Genomic DNA, 24,326 nt, shown 5'->3' with positions numbered 1-24,326 from the left:
CCGAGTGAGGTACGGCGCGCGAACGCGGGGAGGGGGCGGGACCGCGATCGCGGTCCCGCCCCCTCCCCGCGTTCGCGCGCCGTACCTCACTCGGAACCGGAGGGCGCGGCGGGAATCTCCACCACCACACCCTCAAGGGACGACCTGCGCGCCGCCTCCAGTACGTCGAGACAGTGCGCGGCCTCGTGTGCCGTGACCGGGGCCGGCCCGCCCGTGCGCAGGGCGGCCGCCACGGCCGCGTAGTACGCCGGGTAGTCGCCCGGCTCGGTCGGCAGCGGGGTGCCGCCCCCGGTCAGCGGGGACTCCCCGGACCCGACCCGTCCCCACAGGTGCGGGGGCTCCTCGCCCCACGGCGTCTCGCCGTCCGGCCGCAGCCCCTCGCGCAGGGCGCCCTCCTGCGGGTCGAGTCCGTACTTCACGTAGCCGGCCCGCGAACCCAGCACCCGGAACCGCGGTCCCAGCTGCGCGGTGGTCGCGCTGACGTAGAAGTGGGAGCGGACCCCGTTCGCGTGCGTGACGGCGATGAAGGTGTCGTCGTCCGTCTCGGCGCCCGGACGGCGCGCGTCGGTCTCCGCGTAGACCCGTACGGCCGGACCGAAGAGCACGAGCGCCTGGTCCACGACGTGGCTGCCGAGGTCGTACAGCAGGCCGCCGATCTCCTCCGGGGCGCCCGACTCGCGCCAGCCGCCCTTCAGCTGCGGGCGCCAGCGCTCGAAACGGGACTCGAAGCGCTGGATCTCGCCGAGTTCGCCCTCCACGAGGAGGCGCTGCAGGGTGAGGAAGTCGTTGTCCCAGCGGCGGTTCTGGAAGACGGAGAGGAAGGTTCCGCTGCGGTCCGCGAGGGCGGCCAGCGCGCGGGCCTCGGCGGCGGTGGCGGCGAGCGGCTTGTCCACGACCACCGGGATCCCCGCTTCGAGGGCGGTGGTGGCGAGCGGGACGTGCGTCCGGTTGGGGGAGGCGACCACGACGAGGTCGAGGTCCCGGTCCCACAGCTCGTCGGCGGTGGCGGCGATGCGGACGTCGGGGAACTCCGCGCGGGCCTGGGCCTGGCGGGCCGGGTCGGAGGTGACGACGGTGTCGAGGACGAGTCCGTCCGTGGCGGTCACGAGGGGGGCGTGGAAGACGGAACCGGCGAGTCCGTAGCCGATGAGGCCGACGCGGAGGGGTGCGGGGGAGGCGGGGGAGGAAGGGGAGGCGGGGTTGCTCATGGAACCACTTTGGCAACAGTGTTGTAGAAGTGCAAGGAAGGTGGACAATGGGCTCGTGAACAGGGGTAGCGGGGACGGGCGCGGCGGGGTGAACCTGCCGGCGCTGCGCGGGCACAACGAGGCGCTGATGCTGGAGCTGCTGCGCGGCGCCGGTCCGGCGGGCCTGGGCCGCACGGAACTCGCGGCGCGCACGGGGCTCACCCCGCAGGCCGTCAGCAAGATCACGGCACGGCTCGGCGCGGACGGGCTGGTCGCGGAGGCCGGACGCGCCGCGTCCACCGGCGGCAAACCGCGCACCCTGCTCCGGCTGGTGCCGGACGTACATCACGCCGCCGGAGTGCACCTGGACCGCGACGAGCTCCGGGCGGTACGGGTGGACCTGGCGGGCCGCGTCGTTGCCGAGAGCGGTGGCCCGCTGGACTTCGGGGCCGGCCCGGAGGCGGTGGTGGAGGCCGTCGTACGGGCGGTCGCGAGGGTCGGAAACCCCACCGGCCTGCCGCTCCTGGGCGTCGGGGTGGCCGCACCGGGGCCGCTCGACCACCGGGCCGGGACGATGGGGCGGGTGACGGGGTTCCCGAGCTGGAAGGGGTTTCCGCTGCGGGGGGTGCTGCAGCGGCGGCTGGGCCTGCCGGTGCTGCTGGACAAGGACACGAACGCCGGTGCGGCCGCGGCTGCCGGGGCGTGGCTCCGGGCCGCCTGGCCGGATGCGGGTGCCGGGCGTGACGCGGATGCCTGGCGTGACGCGGACGCCGCGCCGGCTGCGTATGCGTATCCGTTTGCCGACGGAGGGCCCCGCACCTGCGTGTACCTGCACTTCGGGACCGGGCTCGGCGCAGGGTTGTGGCTGGGAGGCGAGGTCTACCGCGGTGAGCGCTCGGCGGCGGGGGAGTTCGGGCACCAGGTGCTCCTGCTGGACGGCCCGCCGTGCCGGTGCGGGGCGCGAGGCTGTGTGGAGGCGCTGTGCCTGGACGCGGTGGCCCGAGGCGATCTTCCCGAGGCGGCACGGATCCTGGGCGAGGCTGCGGCCAATCTGGTCGCGCTGCTGGATGTGGACCGGGTGCTGCTCGGCGGGCGTGTGGTGGCGGCGGCGCCGGGGGTCTTCCTGGAGCGGGTTCGGTCGGCGATGGCCCTCCGAGGGTGGGGGGCAGGTGTCTTCGTCGCGCTCGCGGAGGTGGGGGTGGCGGAGGGGGCGGCGGAGCTGGTGCTGGGCCCTGTGTTCGGGCGAACCTAGTCGCCTGCCGCTTGGCTCCGCCGGCTGTGGCTTGGCCCCGGGTGTGCCGGTGCCGGCCGGTTGTGGCCGGCGCCAACGATCGGGGCTCTGCCCCGGACCCCGCGCCTCAAACGCCGGCGGGGCTGGGTGTGGTGGGGCCGGGTCCGGTGGGGCCGGGCGCGCGCCGGGGCGTCTCCTCGGGCGCCGAACGTGGCGAGGGGTCGGAGAGTGGAGCCCCGATGCGTTCGGCGCCCTGCGGGGATCACCCCGACACACACCCGACCCCACCGGACCCGACCCCGGGCGGTCGGACAGTTCGGGGGTTGACCCGTCCGGCGATCGGGCGTAAACCGGAACGGCTCAGGCGTGGCGCGCGGGGTGGGGATCCGCGGGCGTGGCACGGTGCGGGCACAGCCAGGGTGATTGTCACCTGGTCCGATCATCGTCCCGTCCGGCGAGCAGCGAAGGTCTTCCATGCGACTGCGCAAAGCCCTTGCCCTCACCGCCGTACTCGTAGCCACCACCGCCCCCACCGCGGCCGCGGACATCGGGACCGGCGGCGGGGCCCGACCCGCACCTGCGCTGCCTTCCCGCGCACAGGCCACCTGTGGCGACGGGAAGAGCACCGCCTTCCCCATCGGGGCGCGCATCCGCGGCGGCCCGGCCGTGTACCGCACCGGCGGCGACCCGCAGACCTGGTACCTGGACCTGACCAACACCACGGACTCCGAGTGCACGGCCATCCACCCCGTCGTCGTCTTCACCGACAAGGCCCGCGTCCTGCGCCCCGCCCACCTGCGGATGGAGTTCGACGCTCCGGGCGGCACCTTCCCCACCAGCCTGGAGCGCAGCGACCGCGACGAGATCATCGCCGTCTTCGACGGCGGTGATGCCTTCCCCGGCTTCACCGTCGGCCCCGGCGGCTCCCTGACCGTCAGGGTCGGCCTCGCCTTCGCCCCCGACGCCCCCACCGGCGAGGTCCTCGCCGACGCCGCCCTCGTCCAGCGCAAGGGCGACGACGGTGACTGGATCGGCGAGGCCGGCGGCTACCGCTTCTCCGTCGAGAGCCCGGAGGATCCCGTCGAGGCGGGCTCCCTCGCCCACACCGGCCCGCGCGAGTGGGCGTACGGAGCGGGCGCCGTGGCCGCCCTCGCCACCGGCGGAGGCCTCCTGCTGAGCGCCCGCCGCCTCCGTACCTCCGAACACCGTCGCTGACACCTCTGGCCGCCAATCCCCCCGTGTCCGACCGCCCGGGTCGGGTCCGGTGGGGTCGGGTGTGTGTCGGGGTGATCCCCGCAGGGCGCCGAACGCCTCGGGGCCGAGCTCTCCGACCCCTCGTCACGTTCGGCGCCCGAGGAGACGCCCCGGCGCGCGCCCGGCCCCACCGGACCCGGCCCCCAGCCGGAGCAGGCTCCGCCACACCAAACCCAGCCCCGATCGTTGGCCCCGGCCACAGCCGGCCGCCGCCGCCCCGACCCCGACCCGCCCAAACCACCCCGCATAGAGTCCCCCCGTGGAAGAACAGACCCCGCGCCACCGCCCCGGCTCACCCGTGCGTTCCGGCATTCCCGAGCACGGCCGCATCCCCAAGTACTACGCCGTCAAGGCCCGCATCTCCGGGCTCATCGACGAGCTCGGCGAGGGCGGCGCGCTGCCCACCGAGCGGGATCTCGCCGAGCAGTACGAGGTGTCCCGCGAGACCGTCCGCCAGGCCCTGCGCGAGCTGCTGCTGGAGGGCCGGCTGCGCCGCCACGGCCGCGGGACGGTCGTCGCCGGTCCGAAGCTGGAGCAGCCGCTCTCCCTCGCCAGTTACACCGAGGGCGTGCGCCGTCAGGGCCGCCGCCCGGGCCGTCACCTCATCGGCCTGGAGCAGTTCCCCTGCCCGCCCGACCTCGCCCCCGGCATCGGCGCCGAGCCCGGCGAGCCCGTCTGGCACCTGGAGCGGGTCCTGCTGGCCGACGACGAGCGCGTCGGCCTGGAGAGCACGTACATCCGGGTGGCCCGCGCCCCCCGCCTCGACAGCGATTTCAAGCCGGACTCCTCCTTCTACGGATACCTCCGCGACAGCCTCGACATCGCCTTCGGGGAGGCCGACGAGAAGCTGGAGACGGTGCTCGCGACGCCCCGCGAGGCCCTGCTGATCGGTACTCCGCCCGCCCTGCCCATGCTGCTCATCCACCGTTTCTCGCGGGATCAGGACGGCCGGCCGCTGGAACGGGTGCGTTCGCTTTACCGTGGTGATCGGTTCAGCTTCACGACCCGTCTGCGCGCCGAATAGCCGCAGGTCGATCCACGCACACCCGTCGTAAAGGGATATATGAACACCGCACTCTGGTCACAAAAAGATAACGGGTCTAGTCCAAGTGTCGAGGGCCGTTCACCGACGCGTTGCCGGACGGATCCTTCCGGGTCACGGTCGGCGCCCACCGTTGGCGGCGTGAGAGTCATAGTCGTCGGAGGCGGCGTGGTCGGCACCATGCACGCCTGGCAAGCAGTCCAACGCGGCCACGAGGTCGTCCAGATCGAGCGAGAGGCGGAGGCCCGCGGCGCGTCACTGCGCAATTTCGGCCAGATCTGGGTCAGCGGACGGGCCGGGGGAGAGGAGCTCGACACCGCCCTGCGGGCCCGCGAGCTCTGGGAGCGCATCGGCGCGGAGGTGCCCGGCCTGGGCTTCCGCGCCAACGGCTCCCTCACCCCCGTCCGTACCGACCGCGAGTACGCCGTCGCCGAGGCGGCCCTGGCCCGCCCCGACGCCGCCGCTCGCGGCTACAAGCTGGTCACCGCCGACGAGGCGCGGCAGATCAACCCGGCCCTGCGCGGCGCCTTCGAGGCCGCCCTGTGGTGCGAACGCGACGCGGCCGTCGAGCCCCGCACCGCGCAGCTCCACCTGCGGGAGGCGCTCAAGGCCAGCGGCCGGTACACCTTCCTGCCCGGCCGGGAGGTGCGCGAGGTGATCGCCCCCGGCGCCGTCCGCGACGACCACGGCGACGTGCACCGCGGCGACGCGGTCGTCCTCGCCACCGGCGCCTGGCTGTCCGGCCTGGTCCGCGAGCTGGTCCCCGACCTGCCCGTGCGCCGCGTCCGCCTCCAGATGATGCAGACCGCCCCGCTCGGCGAGACGCTCGCCACCTCCGTCGCGGACGCCGACAGCTTCCGCTACTACCCCGCCTACAAGTCCCCCGCGCTCGACGCCCTCAATGCCGGGCAGGACCAGGAACCCGTCGCCGCCGCGCACAAGATGCAGTTGCTGATGGTCCAGCGCCAGGACGGCGGACTGACCATCGGCGACACCCACGAGTACGAGCACCCCTTCGCCTTCGACACCCTCGAAGACCCCTACGAGCACCTCACCGGGGTCGTCGAGGGCTTCCTGGGCCGCCCGCTGCCGAAGATCCGGCACCGCTGGGCGGGCGTGTACGCGCAGTGCACCGACACCACCCGCGTCGTCCACCGCCAGCAGGTGGCCGACGGCGTCTGGCTGGTGACCGGACCCGGCGGGCGCGGCATGACCTGCTCGCCCGCCATAGCCGAGACCACCGCGAACGAACTGGGCTGGTAAATCCGATGACCGAGAACCGCACGCAGAACCTGATCGTCCTCGACATGGCCGGCACCACCGTCGCCGACGGCGGCCTCGTCGAGCGCGCCTTCGAGCGCGCCGCCGAACGCCTCGGCGTGGAACCCGGCACCCCCGACCACGCCGCCAAGCTCCAGTACGTCCGCGACACCATGGGCGAATCCAAGATCACGGTCTTCCGCCACCTCTTCGGTACGGAGGAACTCGCCCGGCGCGCCAACTCCGCCTTCGAGGAGGCGTACGCGGAGCTCGTCGACGGCGGCCTGATCGCCCCGATCCCCGGCGCCCGCGACGCCGTAGAGAAGCTCCGCGCCGACGGCCGCACCGTCGTCCTGACCACCGGCTTCGCCCGCGTCACCCAGGACGCCATCCTCGACGCCCTCGGCTGGCAGAACCTCGCCGACCTGACCCTCTGCCCGGCCGACGCGGGCGGCCGCGGCCGGCCCTTCCCGGACATGGTGCTGACCGCGTTCCTGCGCACCGGCGCCGTGACCGACGTACGCGACACCGTGGTCGTCGGCGACACCGCCTACGACATGCTCAGCGGCCGTCGCGCCGGCGCCGGGATCGTCGCGGGCGTCCTCACCGGCGCCCACGACCGCGCGGCGCTCACCGCGAACGGCGCGACCCACGTCCTCGGCTCCGTCGCCGAACTTCCGGACCTCCTGCCGGAGTCGGCGTGAGCGGCATCCGCTTCGACGGGGTCAGCGTCGCCTACGGCGCCGCGACCGTCCTGGACTCCCTCGACCTGACCGTCGAACCGGGCGAGGTGATGGCGCTGCTCGGCCCCTCCGGTTCGGGCAAGACCACGGCGCTGCGCGCGGTCGCCGGTTTCGTACGGCCCGTCGCGGGCCGGGTGCTGATCGGCGGCAAGGACGTCACCGCGCTCCCGCCGCACAAGCGCGGCATCGGCATGGTCGTCCAGCAGTACGCGCTCTTCCCGCACATGCGGGTCGAGGACAACGTCGCCTTCGGCCTCCGGGCCCAGAAGGCACCCAAGGCCGAGATACCCGGCCGGGTCGCCGAGGCCCTGGAACTGACCGGCATGGGCGCCTACGCGCGGCGCTACCCCCGCGAGCTCTCGGGCGGCCAGCAGCAGCGCGTCGCCATCGCCCGCGCCCTCGCCATCCGCCCCGGGGTGCTCCTGCTGGACGAGCCCCTCTCGGCGCTCGACGCGCAGCTGCGCTCCGGGATGCTCGCCGAACTGGCCCGCCTGCACCGCGAACTGCCCGACGTCTCCATCCTGTACGTCACCCACGACCAGGTCGAGGCGCTCACCCTGGCCGACCGGATCGCCGTCATGGACAAGGCCCGCCTCCAGGACTGCGGGACCCCGCAGCAGCTGTACCGGGCCCCGCGCACCGAGTTCACCGCGTCCTTCGTCGGCAACGCGAACCTGCTGCCGGTCACGGTCGCCGAGGCCGGCGCGGTCTTCGAGGGCCGCACCCTGACCCTCGACCGCGGCCGCGCGGCGCCGGGCTCCACCGCCACGCTGTGCGTACGGCCGCACCTGCTCGGCCTCGGGGCCGGCCCCAACGCCCTGACCGGGACGATCGCCGAGGTCCAGTGGCGCGGCTCGACGCACCGGCTGTACGTCGACGTCGACGGCCACCGCGTCAAGGCGGACCTTCCCGAGCTGCGGGAGACTCCGGCGCTGGGGGACAGGGTCACGCTGTACTTCGAGCCGCGCGATGCGGTGCTGCTGGCCGCTGGGGTGTCCGATGGCTGAGGCGACTCTGAGCGCCGCGCCCGTGCAGGCACAAGACCGGGGCTCCGCCCCGGACCCCGCGCCTCAATCGCCGGCGAGGCTGAATGGCGCACTGTGGGTGCTGCCGCCCGTCGCCGTGCTTGCGCTCGTGTTCCTGTATCCGCTCGCGCTGGTCGTCCAGCAGTCGCTGAGCCCCGAGAACGGTGGCGGCGCCTTCGACGCGTATGCCTCCGTCTTCGCCTCGCAGAGCTTCCGCGAGGCGCTCGGGACCACCGTCTGGCTGGCCGTCGGGGCCACCGTCGGCTGTCTCGTCCTCGGGTTCGTGCTCGCGCTGGTCATCGCCTTCGTGCCCTTCCCCGGGGCCCGGGCCGTCGCGAAGTTCATCGACGTGTTCCTCTCCTTCCCCTCCTTCCTCGTCACCCTCGCCCTCCTCTTCGTCTACGGGACGGTGGGCATGGCCAACGGGGCCTGGACCGGCCTCACCGGCGCCGCCGAGGGGCCCTTCCACTTCCTGACCACCCCCTGGGGCGTCCTCCTCGCGGAGATCACGTACTTCACGCCCTTCGTGATGCGCCCGCTGCTCGCGGCCTTCTCCCAGCTGGAGACCGCCCAGTTGGAGGTCGCCGCCGGCCTCGGCGCCCGGCCCGCCCGGATCGTCCGGAAGGTGATCCTCCCCGAGGCCCTTCCGGCGCTCGCCGCGGGCGGCAGCCTCGTCCTGGTCATGTGCCTCAACGAGTTCGGGATCGTCCTCTTCACCGGAGCCAAGGACGTCACGACCCTGCCGATGCTCATCTACGGCAAGGCCATCCTCGAATCCGACTACGCGGCCGCCTGCGTGGTCGCCGTCGTCAACATCGCGATCTCCGTCGGCCTGTTCGGCCTCTACCGGGTGGTGAGCAAGCGTGCTGGTGCATAGCAAGACCGGCCGCTGGGCGGCCTGGGGCCTCTTCGGCCTCCTCTTCCTGCCGCTGTTCGCCCTGCCCCTGCTCGTCGTGGTGGCCGCGTCCTTCTCGACCCACTGGTCCGGGGCCTTCCCTTCCGGCCCGACCACCGCGAACTACGCCTCCGCCGTGCGCGGCGAATCCCTCCAGGCCCTGACCACCAGCCTGGTCACCGCCCTCGCCGCCAGCCTCCTCGCCCTCACCGTCGGCACCTGGGCCGCGCTGGCCGCCGCCACGTTGAAGAAGCGCGGGAAGCGGTCCCTGGACGCGCTGTTCATGCTGCCCGTGGCCGTCCCGTCCGTGGTCGTCGGCCTCGCCGTGCTCGTCGCCTTCAGCCGGCCGCCGGTCCTGCTCAACGGCACCAGCTCGATCGTCATCCTGGCGCACACGATCCTTGTCACGGCGTTCGCCTACCAGTCGGTCTCGGCCGCGATCGTACGGCTCGACCCCGCGTACGAGCAGGCGGCGGCCTCCCTCGGCGCCCGCCCCGCGTACGTCCTGTGGCGGGTCAGGCTCCCCCTCCTGCTGCCGTCCCTCACGGCCGCGGCCGGCCTCTGCTTCGCCCTGTCCATGGGCGAGCTGAGCGCCACGATGATGCTCTACCCGCCGGACTGGATGCCCCTGCCCGTCCGCATCTTCACCGCCACCGACCGCGGTTCGCTCTTCAGCGGCTCCGCCGTCGCCGTGGTCCTGATGGCCGCCACCCTGCTGGTGCTCCTGGCCGTCTCCCGGGTCCGCACCAAGGCCTCGTACCGCTGAATCCGGAAACCCCTGCTGAATCCCCGCTGACTCCCTTTCCCCGTAAGGAAGTTCCATGCCCAGCAAGCTCCTGCTCCGCAGCGCCGCCGCCGTCGTCGTCGGCCTCGCCCTCACCGCCTCCCTCACCGCCTGCGGCGGCTCCTCCTCCGCCGACTCCCAGGGCGAAGAGAAGATCGTCACCGTCTACAGCGCCGACGGCCTCAAGAGCGAGAAGGGCGACGGCTGGTACGACAAGGTCTTCGCCGACTTCACCAAGAAGACCGGCATCGAGGTCAAGTACGTCGAGGGCGGCTCGGGCGAGATGGTGCAGCGCGCCGTCCGCGAGAAGACCAACACCCAGGCCGACGTGCTGATCACCCTGCCGCCCTTCATCCAGCAGGCCGACGGCAAGGGCCTGCTCCAGGCCTACGAGCCGCAGGGCTCCGACAAGGTCAACGGCGCCGACAAGGCCGCCGACGGCAAGTGGACCTCGGTCGTCAAGAACTACTTCGGCTTCGTCTACAACAAGAAGGAGCTCCCCGAGGCCCCCAAGACCTGGGAGGAGCTGCTCGACGCCAAGTACAAGGGCAAGCTGCAGTACTCCACCCCGGGCGTCGCGGGCGACGGCACGGCCGTCCTCATCAAGGCGATGCACGACTTCGGCGGCAAGGAGCCGGCGCTGGAGTACCTGAAGAAGCTCCAGGCCAACAACGTCGGCCCGTCCTCCTCCACCAGCAAGCTCGCGCCGAAGACGGACAAGGGCGAGCTGCTCGTGGCCAACGGCGACGTCCAGATGAACTTCGCGCAGTCCAAGTCCATGCCGAACCTGGGCATCTGGTTCCCGGCGAAGGACGGCGGCAAGCCCACCAGCTTCGCCCTGCCCTACGCGGCCGGCCTGGTCGACAAGGCCCCGCACTCCGAGAACGGCAAGAAGCTCCTCGACTTCATGCTCGGCGAGGAGGCCCAGAAGCTGGTCAGCGAGATCGGCGGCGGCTTCCCGGCGCGCACCGACGTCAAGCCGACCGACGCCAACGCCGTCGAGCTCACCAGGATCATGACGGGCGTGGAGATCTTCGAGCCGGACTGGGCCGACATCGACAAGAACCTCACCGGCTACGTCGACGCGTGGAAGTCGGCGACCGGAAGCTGACTGGTTGCCTCCTGGTCATCCGAGACCAGCAGAGTGACCGTTGCATAACGGGTCTGGACCGAAGACCGCACCTTCGGTCCGGACCCGGCGCACGTCCCCAGCGCCTTTCCCACGATCACTCCCGGAGGAGTTCGTGCCCACTGCTGTCCCCGCCGGACGCACCCTCGCCGTGGCCGCCACCGCCACCGCCCTGCTCGCCACCGCCCTCGGCGCGCACGCCGCCACCGCCGACGAGGCCGCGGCCCTCGCCGGCACCGACAAGGTCCTCGTCATCGGCATCGACGGCGCGGTCCTCGACCGCGTCAAGGCCGCCAACGCGCCGCACCTGAACGGCCTGATGGCCCAGGGCCTCACCGCCCGCAGCACCCTGTACGCGAACCCGATGGCCGCCACCTCCTCGGGCCCCGGCTGGTCCACCATCGCCACCGGGGTCTGGCCCGACAAGCACGGGGTGAAGGACAACTCCTTCACCGGCAAGAACTACACCGCGTACCCGGACTTCCTCACCCGCATCGAGAACGCCAAGCCGGCGCTCAACACGTACGCGGCCGCCGACTGGGAGCCCATCACCTCCACCGACCAGAACGGCCCGATCTTCTCCCCGAAGGTCGACAAGCGCCTCTCCCTCAAGGGCGACCGCGACGGCTACCGCAACGAGGACCCGAAGATCGCCGCCGCGGCCGCCGCCGAGCTGCGCGACCAGAACCCGGACGCCGCCTTCGTCTACCTCGGCGAGATCGACGCCGCCGGCCACTCCTACGGCGCCGCCAGCCAGCAGTACCTCGACACCATCGCCCGCGTCGACACCCTGGTCGGCCAGCTCCTCACCGCCGTCCAGAACCGCCCCACGTACGCCCAGGAGAACTGGAAGGTCCTGGTCACCACCGACCACGGCCACACCAACTCCGGCGGCCACGGCGGCTCGACCATCCAGGAGCGCGGCACCTTCGTCATCGCCAAGGGCGCCGGCATCCCGGCCGGTTCGGTCCGCGACGACGTGAAGCTGGTCGACGTCGCCGCGACCGCGCTCGCCCAGGTCGGCGTGAGCGCCCCCGGCATCGACGGGGTCCCGCTGAACGCCCCGGACGACGACCCCTTCGACACCCTGCGCCCGAACCTCCAGGCGCGCGTGGACGAGACGGGCATCCCCGCGGGCGTGAAGGGCTTCACGCACACCCCGCCCGCCGGCTGGTCCGTGGACAACTCGAAGATGGGCACCGGCGGTGTCACCGAGTGGGCCGGCTGGGCCTTCGCCACCGACGAGTTCTGGAGCCAGTCGCAGCGCGACCAGTGGCGTGAGCTGAACGTCCGCTCCCGTGACGTGTTCGCCGTCGCCGACTCCGACGAGTGGGACGACAAGAGCCACACCGGCACCTTCGACTCCACCCTGATCACCCCCAAGTGGGCGGTCGCCGGCGGCAGCACGCGCAATCTGACCTTCCAGACCCACTACCGCCAGGAGGCCGGCCAGAGCGCCCAGGTCCTGGTCTCCTACAACGGCGGCGCCCCGACCGTCGTGAAGTCCTACACCGCCGACGCCGTCGCCAAGGCCGAGTCCCTCGCCCTCCAGGTCCCGGCCGGCGCCACCGACGTCCAGATCCGCTTCCGCTACAGCGGGAACAACAACTGGTACTGGACCGTCGACAACGTCCGCCTGAGCTGATCCAGGCCCCCGCGGTCCGGGCTGTGGACGGCCGGCACGTCCACAGCCCGGCCCCGATAGGGTGGTAGAGACCAGAGGCCGGAGGTCGTACGGCCGGACATCAGTGGGTCAGTGGTCGGTGGTCACGGGCCACCGAGAGCGGAGAACAGTCCAGTGGCAGAGCGCAAGCCGATCGAATCCTGGCTCACCGACATGGACGGGGTCCTCATCCACGAGGGCACCCCGATCCCCGGCGCCGATGCCTTCATCAAGCGGCTGCGCGAGTCAGGCAAGCCCTTCCTGGTCCTGACCAACAACTCGATCTACACCCCGCGCGACCTCCAGGCCCGCCTGTCCCGGATGGGCCTGGACGTTCCCGTCGAGAACATCTGGACCTCCGCGCTGGCCACCGCGAAGTTCCTCGACGACCAGCGCCCGGGCGGCACCGCGTACGTCATCGGCGAGGCCGGTCTGACCACCGCCCTGCACGACATCGGCTACATCCTGACCGACCACGAGCCCGACTACGTGGTCCTCGGCGAGACCCGGACGTACAGCTTCGAGGCCATGACGAAGGCGGTCCGCCTGATCAACGCGGGTGCCCGCTTCATCTGCACCAACCCCGACGAGACCGGCCCCTCCGCCGAGGGCCCGCTCCCGGCCACCGGCGCGGTCGCCGCGCTGATCACCAAGGCGACAGGCAAGCAGCCGTACTTCGCCGGCAAGCCCAACCCGCTGATGATGCGCACCGGACTGAACGCCATCGGCGCGCACTCCGAGACCAGCGCGATGATCGGCGACCGGATGGACACCGACGTCCTGGCGGGCCTGGAGGCGGGCATGCAGACCTTCCTCGTCCTCACCGGCCTGACCTCGGTCGCGGACACCGAGAAGTTCCCGTACCGCCCGACCAAGACGGTCGACTCGATCGCGGATCTGGTCGACCTCGTCTGAGGCGTACGGCCGTACGGCGCACAGGGCGCGTGCGGCGCGCTCGGCGCGTACGGCCGACAGGGCGTACCGCGTTTGAGGCGTACGGCTGACACGTACGGCGCCGTTCCGGATGCGGAGCGGCGCGCCGCGCGTGAATCTCCTTGACGAGGAGGTTCACCATGCGCAGTGTCCCGATCGCTCTCCGTGCCGCCGCCGTGTCCGTCGCCCTCGCGGCGTTCTCCGCGGTGACCGCGCCCCTCGCCCTGGCGGGCGAGGAGGACCGCGGCGACCGCGGCAGCATCACGGTCGACCCGGATCCGGCCCACCCCGGAGCGCAGGTCAAGCTGCGCGTCAACGGATGCGACGGCACCAGAGGGGCGGCCAAGTCCGCCGTCTTCGTCGCGGACGTCGACCTCTACGGCCGTGACGGCGGCCGCAGCCCGCTCTACGGCGAGGCGATGATCAGCTCGCACGCCTCGCCCGGCTGGCACTCCATCCGGGTGACGTGCGACGGCCACGACAAGGTCACCGGCTCCGTCCAGATCTCGCAGTACCGCCACCCCACCCACCACGCCTCGCCGGTCTGGCCGGTCCACGCGGGCGGCGGCGGCATGTCCGCCGAACTCGCGGAGGCGGCCAAGCCCGTCGCCGCCGCGGCGAAGAAGGACCACGACGACGGCCCGAGCCTGCCGCACACGGTGATCGGCGCCATCCTGGCCGCCGTCGCCACCCTGGCCGTCGCGGGCCGGGCGCTGACCCTGCGCCGCCGCCGCAGCGGCGAGTGAGGCGGCCGGCGGATGAGACGGGTGGACGAGCGGGGGCCGGATGAGTGAGGCCAAGGCTTCCGGGGGCGGCCGGCTGCTGACCTTCGCCGCCTGGTCCGTGCTGGTGCTCGGCCTGTGGCTGTGGGGCCGCCAGCTCACCGTGGCGCCCGCCCCGCCCTCCGGCCAGGCCGGCGGGGCGGTGGGCCCGGGGCTGCCGGCCGCGCACGCCCCGCTCGCCGCGGCCCTGCCCCAGCGCGTCGACGTGCCCTCCATAGGCATCCAGGCCCCGGTGATCTCCCGGGGCCTGGACAAGGACGGCGCGCTCGAACCGCCCCCGTACGAGAGCCCGGGGACGGTGGGCTGGTGGGGGTGGGGCGCCCAGCCGGGGACGGCGGGGGCGGCGCTGATGGTGGGGCACGTGGACACGCGCTCCAAGCCGGCGGTGTTCTACGGCCTGAGCACCGTCCAGCCGGGTGACAAGGTGCGGGTGGTGCGGGCGGACGGATCGGTCGCCGAGTTCACGATCGAGGACGTACGGGTCTACGAGCGCGCGGACTTCGACGCGCACAAGGCGTACGGCCCGCGGGTCCGGGGCCGGGCCGAGCTGAGGCTCGTGACCTGCGGCGGCACCTACGACAAGGCGGCCAAGGAGTACACGGCGAACGTGGTGGTCTCCGCCTACCTGACGGGCGTGGGAGCCCGCCCGGGCACGGTGGTCTGACCGGGAAACGAAGAAGCCCCTCGCAGCTTTCGCTGCGAGGGGCTTCTTTCGTCTGTGCGCCGCCAGGGACTCGAACCCCGGACCCGCTGATTAAGAGTCAGCTGCTCTAACCAACTGAGCTAGCGGCGCTTGGTGACAGGGAAAACTCTACCCCACCTCCGCGGGTGCTCGTGACCAGCCACGCCCGCCTTGTCCGATTAACCCATGTTTGAGGGGTTCATCGTGCACGATATGTCTGCGCCGTGCACATCTGATGCTTTATCAGATGTGAGCCCGGCCGACCAGTGGACGAGCAGGGGACGAGCAGGGGAGTGGACGGATCCGCATGACGACGCAGCCTCCGACGCATGTGCAGATGCCGATGCCCGCCTTCGAGGAGTACGAGCCCGCGGGCGACTGCGTGTGCCGGGGATGCGCCCAGCGCCGCCGCTCCCTCGCCCGCGCGCGGGCCATACCGCTGCGCGACGGGGGTCACCCCGCGGCCCGCGGGGCCCGGCGGGCGCTGGTCCTGGCCACGGCGGCGGGCGTGGTCCTCGGCGGAGGGAGCGCGGCCGCGATGACCGTGACCTCCCCGGTCACCGGCCCGGTGGCGCTGGACGACCCCGGCTCCCCGCAGGGCGACCGGACCCCGCTGCACGGCCCGAAGGGCGGCCCGGTCGGCTGGCCCGGCGCCCCCGCCAAGCCCGGCGCGGTGAAGCGGATCGACCGCACGACGATCATCACCCGCGCGAAGCTGTGGCTGGACGCGCAGGTCCCGTACAGCATGTCCACGTACTTCACGGACGGCTACCGGCAGGACTGCTCGGGCTACGTCTCCATGGCCTGGAACCTCGGCTCGAACGAGTGGACCGGCAGCCTCGACAAATTCGCCACGAAGATCACCAAGGACGAGCTGCTGCCGGGGGACATGCTGCTCTTCCACAACCCGGCGGACCCCAACAACGGCTCGCACGTGGTCCTCTTCGGCGGCTGGGTCGACGAGACGCGCACGCACTACGTCGCCTACGAGCAGACGCGCCCCAACACGCGGAAGCTGGCGACGCCCTACGGCTACTGGAGCAACGCGGCCAAGTACGTCCCGTACCGGTTCAACGGGGTGACGGGCGGGGTCGTTCCCGAGGTCCCGGGAGCCGTCCCCGAACCGCCGGCGGCTGGCCCGAAACCGGGCGACGCCAAGGCCTTCCCGGGCGCGGACAAGTTCGCCCCGGGCGCCACGAACGACTTCGTGGCGCAGCTGGGCCGGATGCTGATCGAGCGCGGCGCGTACCGCTTCTACCCCAAGGGGGTGGCGGACCGGACGTGGAGCGACCACGACAAGCTCGCCACCCAGGCCTTCCAGCGCGCCCAGGGCTGGTCGGGCGCGGACGCCGACGGCATCCCCGGAGCGCACACCTGGCGCCTGCTCGTCGAGAAGCAGGGCGGCAACATCGCGCCGCTGGTGGGCGCGGCGCCGGGACCGGGCGGCGTACGGGCCTACCCGGGGGCCGCGCTGTTCCGCCCGGGCCAGGCGAACGCGGCCGTCGAGGCCCTCGGCCGGCAGCTGGTCAAGAAGGGCTTCGGCAAGTACTACACATCCGGCCCGGGCCCCCGCTGGGGTGAGGCCGACCGCCGCAACGTCGAGGCCTTCCAGCGCGCACAGGGCTGGCGCGGCGCCTCGGCCAACGGCTACCCGGGCCCGGAAACCTGGCGCCGGCTGTTCGCATGACGGAGGTAACGATGTTCCCCACGCGCACCACCTCGACGACGGGCACCCTCCGCGTACCGCCGGCGGCGCCCCGCGCCGTCCCGGCGCGGCCGGCGGCGCAGCAGCCCGCCGCCGTCGCCCCGGCCGCCCACGCCGGCCGGGACGCACCGCGCTCCCACCCGGCGTGGGCGGCCGCGGAAGCGGAGCCCGCACTCGCTGCCGCGGCCGTAGCCGCTCCCGGCCCGTACGCCCGCCCGGCGTGGGCGGCCGAGCCGGAGCCCGTGCCCGGCGCGGGCTTCGCGCAGGCCGCCGTCGCCCAAGCCGGGCCCGGCCGGGGCGAGCCGGCCCCTGTCTCCCGCCCGGCGCCGGAAGGGCCGCGCTCCCACCCGGGGTGGGCGACCGAGCTGCGGCCCGCCCCGGCCTTCGCCGCCGCGCCCTTCGCCGCCCCGGCCGGCCCGGACCCCCGTACGGCGTCGGCGGCCCCGGCCCAAGGCGGGTCCGGCTGGGGCGAGCCGGCACCCGTCTCCCACCAGGCGCCGGAAGGGCCGCGCTCCCACCCCGCGTGGGAGGCCGCGCAGCCGGAGCCCGCACTCGCGGCCGTAGCCGCTCCCGCACCGCAGGCACGCCCGGCGTGGGCGGCCGAGCCGGAGCCCGTCCCCGGCGCGGGCTTCGCGCAGGCCGCCGTCGCCCCGGGCGGGCCCGGCCGCGCCGCGCAGTCCGCGTGGGCGGCGGAGCCCGAGGTCGCGGCCTCGCACAGCTCGGCCGTGGCCGTCGCCGTGCCGCGCCCGGACTCCGGTGTGGCCGCGGAGGCACCGCGCGAGCACCCGGTGTGGGAGGCGGAGGCCCTGGCCGTGGCCTCCGCCTCGTTCGGCCCGGCCGCGGCAACGGCCGTGGCGGTGGCCGAGCCGCGCCCGGATGCCGCCGTGGGCGCTCCGCGCGAGGAGGCGGCCGGGGTGGGCGCCCCCGTCGCGGTACAGGCCGAGGAACCGGTGGCGCCGCACGGATGGGAGGTTCCGGCGGCCCGGGCGGAGTCCGAGCCCGGGGCCGAGTCCGAGCCGCCTGCCGCCGCGGGCCCGGAGATCCCGCACCCCCAGGACGCGGAGGAAGCGGAGGCCCAGGCTGCCGGGGCGGCCACCCTGAACCTGCGGACCATCGAGCCCGACCCCGCGCCTGACCCCGAGCCCGAGGCGGACGCCGAGCCCGAGCCCGTGGCCGCGTACTCCGCCGGTGTGCCCGGCCCCGGCCCGGCCGAGATCGTCGCCCAGGCGGTGGCGCGCGGCCTGGAGAAGCCGCCGACGCCGGGCGACTCCGAGGGCGCCCCCCGCTTCGGGCGGCAACGCGGTACCTCCGTCACCGAGGTCCCGGTGCACCTCCCCTTCCGCGGCGACCCCCGGCCGATGCCCACGCCCGCCGCCCGGCCCGACCGGTCCCGGAACACCCCCCGGCCCGCCCCCGGCCGCCGCGTCCCCCGGGGCGACGACCGGCTCCGGGAGCACCGCGGCCCGGTGCTGCCCGGCTGGGTCGGCGTGGCCGTCGGCGGCCTCGCCCTCGCCGGCTGCACGGCCGTGCTCTGGCGGGCCGGGGCCGTCCCCGCCCCCTTCGTGGCGGCCTTCGGCGCGACCCCCCGCGCCTACCACGGCCTGCGCGCCACCCACTGGCCCCCGCTCGCCTTCCTCGGCATCGTCGCCCTCGTCGCGCTCGGCGGCCTCGGCCGGGCCCGCACCGGCCACGCCTGGGTGCTCACCCTCTTCGGCCGCTACCGCGGCACGGTCCGCCGTACCGGCCTGACCTGGGTCAGCCCCCTCCTCCTGCGCCGCCGGGTCGACGTACGGCTGCGGCACTGGCGCAGCGACCCCATGCCCGCCGTGGACTCCGGCGGCCTCGCCCTCCAGGTCGTCGTGCAGGTCGTCTGGCAGGTCAAGGACACGGCCCGGGCCACGCTCGCCGTCGAGGACCACACGGAGTACCTCGCCGAGCAGGTCGAATCGGCCATGGCCCGCGTCCTGTCCCAGCTCCCGGCCGACGCCTTCCACGAGGACGCCCCGACCCTGCGCGACGCCGAGGCCGTCGGCGACGCGCTGACCCGGATGCTGGCGGCCGAGACCGAGGCCGTCGGGATCGAGGTGTTCTCGGCGCAGCCGACCCGGATCGAGTACGCGGCCGAGGTCGCCGAGGCCATGCGCCGCCGCCGGGTCGCGGCGATCGACGCCAAGCACCGGGACACCGTGCTGACCTCGGTCGTGGACGCGGTCGACGACACCGTGCACCGGCTGACCTCGCGCGGGCTGGTCGAGCTCGACGACTACGAGCGCAAGGCCCTGGTGAAGGACCTCACGGTCGCCTTCTACACGGGACGCCCCGAGTAGGGCGGCAGCTCAGCAGTCCAGAAGTCCAGCAGCACGGGAACGGGTGGCCGGAATTTACCGGACCACCCGTTTTCCCATTGGTATGGACATGGCCAACTCTCGTCAATAATCTGGGACTTGGTCTAGACCTAATCCCCACACGCGCGCGCTCTCACCGAACTCCCCCCACGTTCAAGGAGCATCATGCGTCCCATCCGCATGCCCGGACGGGCCGGCATCGCCGCGCTCGGCCTCGGCCTCGTCGCCGGCATCACCCTCGTCAGCGCCCCCACCGCCAGCAGCCACGGCTACACCGACACCCCCATCAGCCGCCAGAAGCTCTGCGCCAACAAGACCGTCTCCGACTGCGGCGCGATCCAGTGGGAGCCGCAGAGCGTCGAGGGCTTCAAGGGCTTCCCGGCCGCCGGCCCCGCCGACGGCAAGATATGTTCCGGCGGGCTCTCGCAGTTCGCCGAGCTCGACAACCCGCGCGGCGGCGCCTGGCCCACCACCAAGGTGACCAGCGGGCAGAGCTACGCCTTCCGGTGGCAGTTCACCGCCAACCACTCCACCACCGACTTCAAGTACTACGTCACCAAGAACGGCTGGACCGGCACCAAGGCCCTCACCCGCGCCGACCTCGAACCCCAGCCCTTCCTCACCGTCGCCTACAACGGCGCCCGCCCCGCCATGACCACCGTCCACCAGGGGGCCATGCCGAGCGGCAAGTCGGGCCGGCACCTGATCCTGGCCGTCTGGACCGTCAACGACACCCCGATGGCCTTCTACGCCTGCTCCGACGTTCAATTCTGACGGAACGTCAGCTACCCTCCGGCGGCATGCGGACGACGACTGCACCCGAAACCGTCGCGGAGCTCATAGCGCGCCAATGGGGCGACCACCGGCCCGGGCTGAAACACGAGGGCGGTGTCCTCACCCACCACCGGACCGCCCAGGAGGCCGCCGCGCGCGCCGCGCTCCTCGTCGACCTCATGCCACCGGGGGCCGAGCCGCACCTCGGGGTGCTGCTCGACAACACCCCCGAGTTCCCGTTCTGGCTCGGCGCGGCGGCCCTCGCCGGGGCCGCCGTCGCCGGGATCAACCCCACCCGGCGCGGCCCCGAGCTGGCCCGCGACATCCTGCACACCGACTGCCGGATCCTGATCACCGAGCGCGCCCACCTGCCGCTGCTGCGCGGCCTCGACCTGCCGGGCGTACGCGTCCTGGTCACCGGCACCGAGGAGTACGAGGCCCTGCTCGCCCCCTACGCCGCCGCCAAGCCCGGCGAGGCGGCCCTGCGCACCCCTGCCCCCGACTCCCGCCTCCTCCTCTACTTCACCTCCGGCTCCACCGGCGCCCCCAAGGCCGCCATCTGCACCCAGGGCCGCCTCGCGGCGGCCGGCTCGGCACTGGCCCGCCAGTTCTCCGTCACCCCACAGGACGTCCACTACATCTGCATGCCGCTCTTCCACGGCAACGCCGTCATCGCCGACTGGCTCCCCGCGCTCGTCGGCGGGGCCGCGGTCGCCCTGCGCCGCCGCTTCTCGGCCTCGGCGTTCCTGGACGACGTACGGACGTACGGGGCCACCTACTTCACCTACGTCGGGCGGGCCATCCAGTACCTCCTGGCCACCGAACCCCGCCCCGACGACCGCACGCACAGCCTGCGGCTCGGCTTCGGCACCGAGGCCGGGGCGGTCGACGCGGCCCGCTTCGCCGAGCGGTTCGGAGTCCGGCTGGTGGAGGGCTACGGGGCGACCGAGGGCGGCGCCTCCGTCCAGCGCACCCCGGACACCCCGCCGGGCGCGCTGGGCCGCGCGGGCGCGGGGGACGACCTGGCGGTGATCGACCCGGACACCGGCGCGGAATGCCCTGCCGCGATGCTGGACGGGGACGGCCGCCTGCTGAACGGCTCGGCGGCCATCGGCGAACTGGTCAACCGGGGCCGCAGCCTGTTCGAGGGCTACTGGCGCAACCCGGCCGCGGAGGCCGACCGCACCCGGGACGGCTGGTACTGGACCGGAGACCTCTTCTTCCGCGACGCAGCAGGCTTCCTCTATTTCGCGGGCCGCACGGACGACAGACTCCGCGTCGACAGCGAGAACCTCGCCGCGGCGGTGATCGAGAACATCCTGGCCCGCTGGGCCGACGCGACGGCGGTCGCGGTCTACGCCGTCCCGGACGAGGTGGCGGGGGACCAGGTCATGGCCGCGCTCACCCTCCGGGAGGGCGCGGCGTTCTCCCCGACCTCGTTCGAGGCCTTCCTCGCCGCGCAGCCGGACCTGGGCACGAAGATGTCCCCGCGCTACGTCCGCATCCTCCCGGCCATGCCGGTCACGGCCACGAACAAGATCCACCGCGTCTCCCTCCGCCAGTCCGCCTTCCGCTGCGCGGACCCGGTCTGGCACCGCTCCCCTGCCGGGGGCTACGCCTTGCTGACCGAGCCCGACGTGACCGCCCTCCTCGCGACGTACGAGTCCCACGGCCGAGCCGACCTCCTGCGCCGCTAGCGCCCGCCCCGCCGCTGCTGGGCATTCCAGCCCCTCCGGCGTTTGAGGAGCGGGGTCTGGGGCGGAGCCCCAGGTCTTTGGGGTCCGGGCGGAGCCCGGTGGGGGCCCCTCCCGGACGAAGTCTGGGGGAGGAGAAAGGGCGGGGCGGGGAGAAGGCTCCGCGCAGCGGAACGGGCAGACGGGCCGGGGCCATGGTCCGGGCAAGGACTCGGCGGCTAGCGTGCCCGCATGGACGACGCCCCCCACACCCCCCGAGGCCACCACCTCCGCTCCGCCCACCCCTGGCGAGCCGCAGGCTACCTCGCCGCCAGCCCCCTCACCGGCGTCCCGGTCCTCCTCGCCCTCGTCCTCCTCGCCACCGCCGGCGCAGCCCTCGGCCCCGTCGCCATCGGCCTCCCGCTCCTCGCCCTGCTCGGCCTCGCCGGCATCCCCACCGCCGCGGTCGAGCGCCGCCGCCTCCGCCTGGTCGACCGCGACTTCGACCCCACGGCCACCCCCCACCGCACGCCCGCCGAGCCCGGCCTCCTCGCCTGGGCCCGGCTGCGCTACCGCGAGCAGGCCACCTGGCGGGAGCTCGCCTACGCCGTCCTGCACGGCTTCCTGCTCTGGTGGATCGACCTCGTCGCGGTGGGGACCCTCCTCGGCCTCCCCCTCCTCCTGCTCACCACCCCCCTCCAGCTCGCCTTCTCCGCAGACGGCGGCGGCGACGGCCACGGCGGCGAGGTCAAGGTGATCAAGCTCTGGCTGATCACCTCCTACCCCGCCGCCTTCGCCGTCGCCGCCGCCGGGGCCCTGCTCCTCCCCGCCCTCCTCTACCCGCTCGGCGCCTTCGCCGCCGCCCGCGCCGCCCTCACCCGCGCCTTCCTCGCCCCCCGCCCGCGCGAGCTCCAAGGCCTGCTCGCCGAGGTCACCCGTTCCCGGGCCCGTCTCGTCGACGCCTTCGAGGCCGAGCGCCGCCGTATCGAGCGCGACCTGCACGACGGCGCCCAGCAGCGGCTCGTCGCCCTCACCATGACCCTCGGCCTCGCCCGCCTCGACGCACCCCCGGGCCCGCTCGCCGACCAGCTCGCCGCCGCCCACGACGAGGCCGGCAAGGTGCTCGGTGAACTGCGCGAGCTGATCCACGGCATCCACCCCCAGGTGCTCACGGACTACGGCCTGACCGGCGCGCTCGCCGACGTCGCGGAGCGTTCCGCCGTCCCCGTCGACACCGACCTGGCCGCCGCCGGCCTGCCCCGGCTGCCGGAGTCCGTCGAGGCCGCCGCCTACTTCGGCGTCTGCGAGGCCCTCGCCAACATCGGCAAGCACAGCGGCGCCGCCCGCGCCGCCGTCACCGCCCGGCACACCGGTGCCGCGCTGCTGATCGACGTACGGGACGACGGGCGCGGGGGAGCGGATCCGGCGGCCGGGTCCGGGCTGACCGGACTGGCGGACCGGATCGCGGTCCTCGATGGCACACTGACGATCACCAGCCCGCCCGGCGGGCCGACCGTCCTGAGCCTGGAGATCCCGTGCCCGGTGAGCAGCCCCTGAAGATCGTCCTCGCCGAGGACGGGGTCCTGCTCCGCGAGGGGCTCGTCGGTCTGCTGACGCGTTTCGGCCATGAGGTGGCGGCCGCCGTCGGGGACGCGCAGGAGCTGCGTACCGCGGTCGCCGCCCACCACCCGGACATCGTCGTCACCGACGTACGAATGCCCCCGGGCCACACCGACGACGGACTGCGCGCCGCCGTGGAGCTGCGGGCGGCCCGGCCCGGCCTGCCGGTGCTGGTGCTCAGCCAGTACGTGCAGCGCTCGTACGCCGCCGACCTGCTGGATTCCGGCGACGGCAGCGGCGTCGGCTACCTCCTCAAGGACCGGGTCGGGCAGGTGCGGCAGTTCCTCGACGCGGTGGTCACGGTGGCCGGCGGCGGCACCGTGGTGGACCCGGAGGTCGTGCGCCAGCTCCTGCGCCGGCGGCGCGATCCGCTGGCCGCGCTGACCCCGCGCGAGCGGGAGGTGCTGGGCCTGGTGGCGGAGGGGAAGTCCAACGGGGCCATCGCCCGCGCGCTGGTGGTCTCCGAGGCGGCCGTCGGCAAACACATCGGGAACATCCTGGGAAAGCTCGACCTGCCGCCCGGCGAGGGGACGCACCGCCGGGTCCTGGCGGTCCTCGCGTACCTCCGCGGTTAGTGCCGGTCTATTGGTTTTGAGCACCCCTGAGGAGCAGGTAGTATTTTCTCTGTCAGCAGGCGCCGCTAGCTCAGTTGGTTAGAGCAGCTGACTCTTAATCAGCGGGTCCGGGGTTCGAGTCCCTGGCGGCGCACCTGTCCTTCGGGCGGTTTCCGGTTCACCGGGAACCGCCCGAAGTGTTTTCCGGCCCGTGCGCGGCCCGCCGTCAGAGCGTGAGCGACAGCAGCAGCGGCGCGGCCTTCCGGTTCAGGGTGTCCGCCGCGGCGCGCAGCCGGTGCGCGTGCTCGACCGGCATCGACAGGGCCAGGCAGCCCACCGAGGCCCCGGCCGTGATCGGGACGGCCGCGCAGACCGTGCCCACGGCGTACTCCTGCAGGTCCAGCATCGGCACGGTGGCCGGCTGGGCGTCCAGCTTGGAGAACAGGATCCGCTCGTTCACGATCGTCTTCGACGTGAGCCGGGCGATCTTGTGCCGGGACAGGTGGTCGCGCCGCCCGTTCAGGTCCAGCTGCGTGAGCAGGCACTTTCCGACGGCGCTGGCGTGCGCGGCGGAGCGGAAGTCGACCCACTCGTGCACCTTCGGGGTGCGGGGGCTGTCCGCGAACTGCGTGATCCTGACCTCGCCGTCCACGTACCGGCTGATGTAGACGGCCGCGCCGACCGAGTCGCGCAGCCGATCCAGCGTCTCCTGCAGTTTGTCCGTGAGCGCCTGCTGCCGGTCGATGCCCGAGCCGAGCAGGACGAGGGAGTCCCCTATGGCGTAGGCGCCGTCGGACACCTGCAGGACATACCCCTCCCGACGCAGCATGAGCAGCATCGGGGCGAGATGGACGGCGGGCAGGCCGGTCTCACGCGCGATCTGCACGTCGGTCACACCACCGGTGTGCCGTGCGATCGTTTCGAGTACGCGTAGTGCGTACTGCACCGAGTGGAACGGCGCGGTCGGCTCGGGCTTCAGCGCCACGGTTTCCCCCTAGCAGGTTGTTACCGCTTGCCCTACCACGATAGCCATCAAGAGGCCCAT

At 73.5% G+C, this 24,326-nt stretch carries 21 protein-coding genes and 2 tRNA genes; 20 read left to right on the top strand and 3 right to left on the bottom strand.

Annotation, left to right across the window (positions count from 1 at the left end):
* Positions 1-86: 86 nt before the first annotated feature.
* Complete coding sequence (locus ACFYZ4_RS23615; RefSeq protein ID WP_390784755.1) at positions 87-1,208, bottom strand: Gfo/Idh/MocA family oxidoreductase; 1,122 nt, start codon at positions 1,206-1,208, stop codon at positions 87-89.
* A 55-nt stretch (positions 1,209-1,263) separates the two neighbouring features.
* On the opposite strand from ACFYZ4_RS23615, the gene ACFYZ4_RS23610 reads away from it, so the two are divergent.
* The 13 genes from ACFYZ4_RS23610 (at position 1,264) to ACFYZ4_RS23550 (ending at position 14,592) form a co-directional block, all read left to right on the top strand.
* On the top strand, positions 1,264-2,439 hold the full coding sequence (locus ACFYZ4_RS23610; RefSeq protein ID WP_390784754.1) for an ROK family protein: 1,176 nt from the start codon (positions 1,264-1,266) through the stop codon (positions 2,437-2,439).
* A 453-nt stretch (positions 2,440-2,892) separates the two neighbouring features.
* A complete protein-coding gene (locus tag ACFYZ4_RS23605; protein WP_384352240.1) occupies positions 2,893-3,633 on the top strand; it encodes a hypothetical protein in 741 nt (246 codons plus the stop codon).
* A gap of 298 nt (positions 3,634-3,931) precedes the next feature.
* A complete protein-coding gene (locus ACFYZ4_RS23600; RefSeq protein ID WP_351302967.1) occupies positions 3,932-4,696 on the top strand; it encodes a GntR family transcriptional regulator in 765 nt (254 codons plus the stop codon).
* A 159-nt stretch (positions 4,697-4,855) separates the two neighbouring features.
* Positions 4,856-5,977: a TIGR03364 family FAD-dependent oxidoreductase gene (locus tag ACFYZ4_RS23595; protein WP_351302970.1), complete on the top strand. Its 1,122-nt coding sequence runs from the start codon at positions 4,856-4,858 to the stop codon at positions 5,975-5,977.
* 5 nt (positions 5,978-5,982) lie between these two features.
* The gene (locus ACFYZ4_RS23590; protein WP_351302973.1) at positions 5,983-6,678 is read left to right on the top strand and encodes a phosphonatase-like hydrolase; all 696 of its coding nucleotides are present in this window, start codon (positions 5,983-5,985) and stop codon (positions 6,676-6,678) included.
* Positions 6,675-7,724: an ABC transporter ATP-binding protein gene (locus ACFYZ4_RS23585; RefSeq protein WP_351302975.1), complete on the top strand. Its 1,050-nt coding sequence runs from the start codon at positions 6,675-6,677 to the stop codon at positions 7,722-7,724. Before ACFYZ4_RS23590 ends, ACFYZ4_RS23585 begins: the two co-directional genes overlap by 4 nt.
* On the top strand, positions 7,717-8,619 hold the full coding sequence (locus ACFYZ4_RS23580; protein WP_390784753.1) for a 2-aminoethylphosphonate ABC transporter permease subunit: 903 nt from the start codon (positions 7,717-7,719) through the stop codon (positions 8,617-8,619). Before ACFYZ4_RS23585 ends, ACFYZ4_RS23580 begins: the two co-directional genes overlap by 8 nt.
* Positions 8,606-9,403 carry an ABC transporter permease subunit gene (locus tag ACFYZ4_RS23575; protein WP_351302981.1) on the top strand — a complete coding sequence of 266 codons (798 nt, stop codon included), beginning with the start codon at positions 8,606-8,608 and terminating at the stop codon, positions 9,401-9,403. Before ACFYZ4_RS23580 ends, ACFYZ4_RS23575 begins: the two co-directional genes overlap by 14 nt.
* Positions 9,404-9,458: 55 nt before the next feature.
* Positions 9,459-10,532 (top strand): 2-aminoethylphosphonate ABC transporter substrate-binding protein, encoded by a 1,074-nt coding sequence (locus ACFYZ4_RS23570; protein WP_390784752.1) that lies wholly within the window; start codon positions 9,459-9,461, stop codon positions 10,530-10,532.
* 133 nt (positions 10,533-10,665) lie between these two features.
* On the top strand, positions 10,666-12,195 hold the full coding sequence (locus tag ACFYZ4_RS23565) for an alkaline phosphatase family protein (protein ID WP_390784751.1): 1,530 nt from the start codon (positions 10,666-10,668) through the stop codon (positions 12,193-12,195).
* Between the two features lie 153 nt (positions 12,196-12,348).
* Positions 12,349-13,128 (top strand): HAD-IIA family hydrolase, encoded by a 780-nt coding sequence (locus ACFYZ4_RS23560; RefSeq protein WP_390784750.1) that lies wholly within the window; start codon positions 12,349-12,351, stop codon positions 13,126-13,128.
* A 158-nt stretch (positions 13,129-13,286) separates the two neighbouring features.
* Positions 13,287-13,892 (top strand): hypothetical protein, encoded by a 606-nt coding sequence (locus tag ACFYZ4_RS23555; protein WP_351302990.1) that lies wholly within the window; start codon positions 13,287-13,289, stop codon positions 13,890-13,892.
* Positions 13,893-13,932: 40 nt separating this feature from the next.
* Positions 13,933-14,592 carry a class F sortase gene (locus ACFYZ4_RS23550; protein WP_390784749.1) on the top strand — a complete coding sequence of 220 codons (660 nt, stop codon included), beginning with the start codon at positions 13,933-13,935 and terminating at the stop codon, positions 14,590-14,592.
* A 55-nt stretch (positions 14,593-14,647) separates the two neighbouring features.
* Here ACFYZ4_RS23550 and ACFYZ4_RS23545 read toward each other — a convergent pair.
* Positions 14,648-14,721, bottom strand: a tRNA-Lys gene (locus ACFYZ4_RS23545).
* A 226-nt stretch (positions 14,722-14,947) separates the two neighbouring features.
* Between ACFYZ4_RS23545 and ACFYZ4_RS23540 the strand changes: the two genes are divergently transcribed.
* The 7 genes from ACFYZ4_RS23540 to ACFYZ4_RS23510 all read left to right on the top strand — a co-directional run bounded on the left by ACFYZ4_RS23540 (position 14,948) and on the right by ACFYZ4_RS23510 (position 23,435).
* Entirely contained in the window at positions 14,948-16,297 is a 1,350-nt protein-coding gene (locus ACFYZ4_RS23540; protein WP_351304196.1) for a peptidoglycan-binding protein, read from the top strand.
* Positions 16,294-18,642 carry an SPFH domain-containing protein gene (locus tag ACFYZ4_RS23535; RefSeq protein ID WP_390784748.1) on the top strand — a complete coding sequence of 783 codons (2,349 nt, stop codon included), beginning with the start codon at positions 16,294-16,296 and terminating at the stop codon, positions 18,640-18,642. Before ACFYZ4_RS23540 ends, ACFYZ4_RS23535 begins: the two co-directional genes overlap by 4 nt.
* A 198-nt stretch (positions 18,643-18,840) precedes the next feature.
* On the top strand, positions 18,841-19,434 hold the full coding sequence (locus tag ACFYZ4_RS23530; RefSeq protein WP_351304199.1) for a lytic polysaccharide monooxygenase: 594 nt from the start codon (positions 18,841-18,843) through the stop codon (positions 19,432-19,434).
* A 26-nt stretch (positions 19,435-19,460) separates the two neighbouring features.
* Complete coding sequence (locus ACFYZ4_RS23525) at positions 19,461-21,131, top strand: AMP-binding protein (RefSeq protein ID WP_390784747.1); 1,671 nt, start codon at positions 19,461-19,463, stop codon at positions 21,129-21,131.
* Between the two features lie 228 nt (positions 21,132-21,359).
* Entirely contained in the window at positions 21,360-22,664 is a 1,305-nt protein-coding gene (locus ACFYZ4_RS23520) for a sensor domain-containing protein (protein ID WP_390784746.1), read from the top strand.
* Entirely contained in the window at positions 22,643-23,302 is a 660-nt protein-coding gene (locus tag ACFYZ4_RS23515) for a response regulator (protein ID WP_390784745.1), read from the top strand. Before ACFYZ4_RS23520 ends, ACFYZ4_RS23515 begins: the two co-directional genes overlap by 22 nt.
* A 59-nt stretch (positions 23,303-23,361) precedes the next feature.
* A tRNA-Lys gene (locus tag ACFYZ4_RS23510) sits at positions 23,362-23,435 on the top strand.
* A gap of 72 nt (positions 23,436-23,507) precedes the next feature.
* Here ACFYZ4_RS23510 and ACFYZ4_RS23505 read toward each other — a convergent pair.
* Positions 23,508-24,266, bottom strand: coding sequence for an IclR family transcriptional regulator (locus ACFYZ4_RS23505; protein WP_030718073.1), 759 nt, complete (start codon positions 24,264-24,266; stop codon positions 23,508-23,510).
* Positions 24,267-24,326 lie beyond the last annotated feature (60 nt).

This window comes from Streptomyces sp. NPDC001513, assembly GCF_042894695.1.
Classification (GTDB): domain Bacteria; phylum Actinomycetota; class Actinomycetes; order Streptomycetales; family Streptomycetaceae; genus Streptomyces.
The sequence above is the reverse complement of the archived record's forward strand: the minus strand, read 5'-3'. Positions and strand labels throughout refer to the sequence as shown.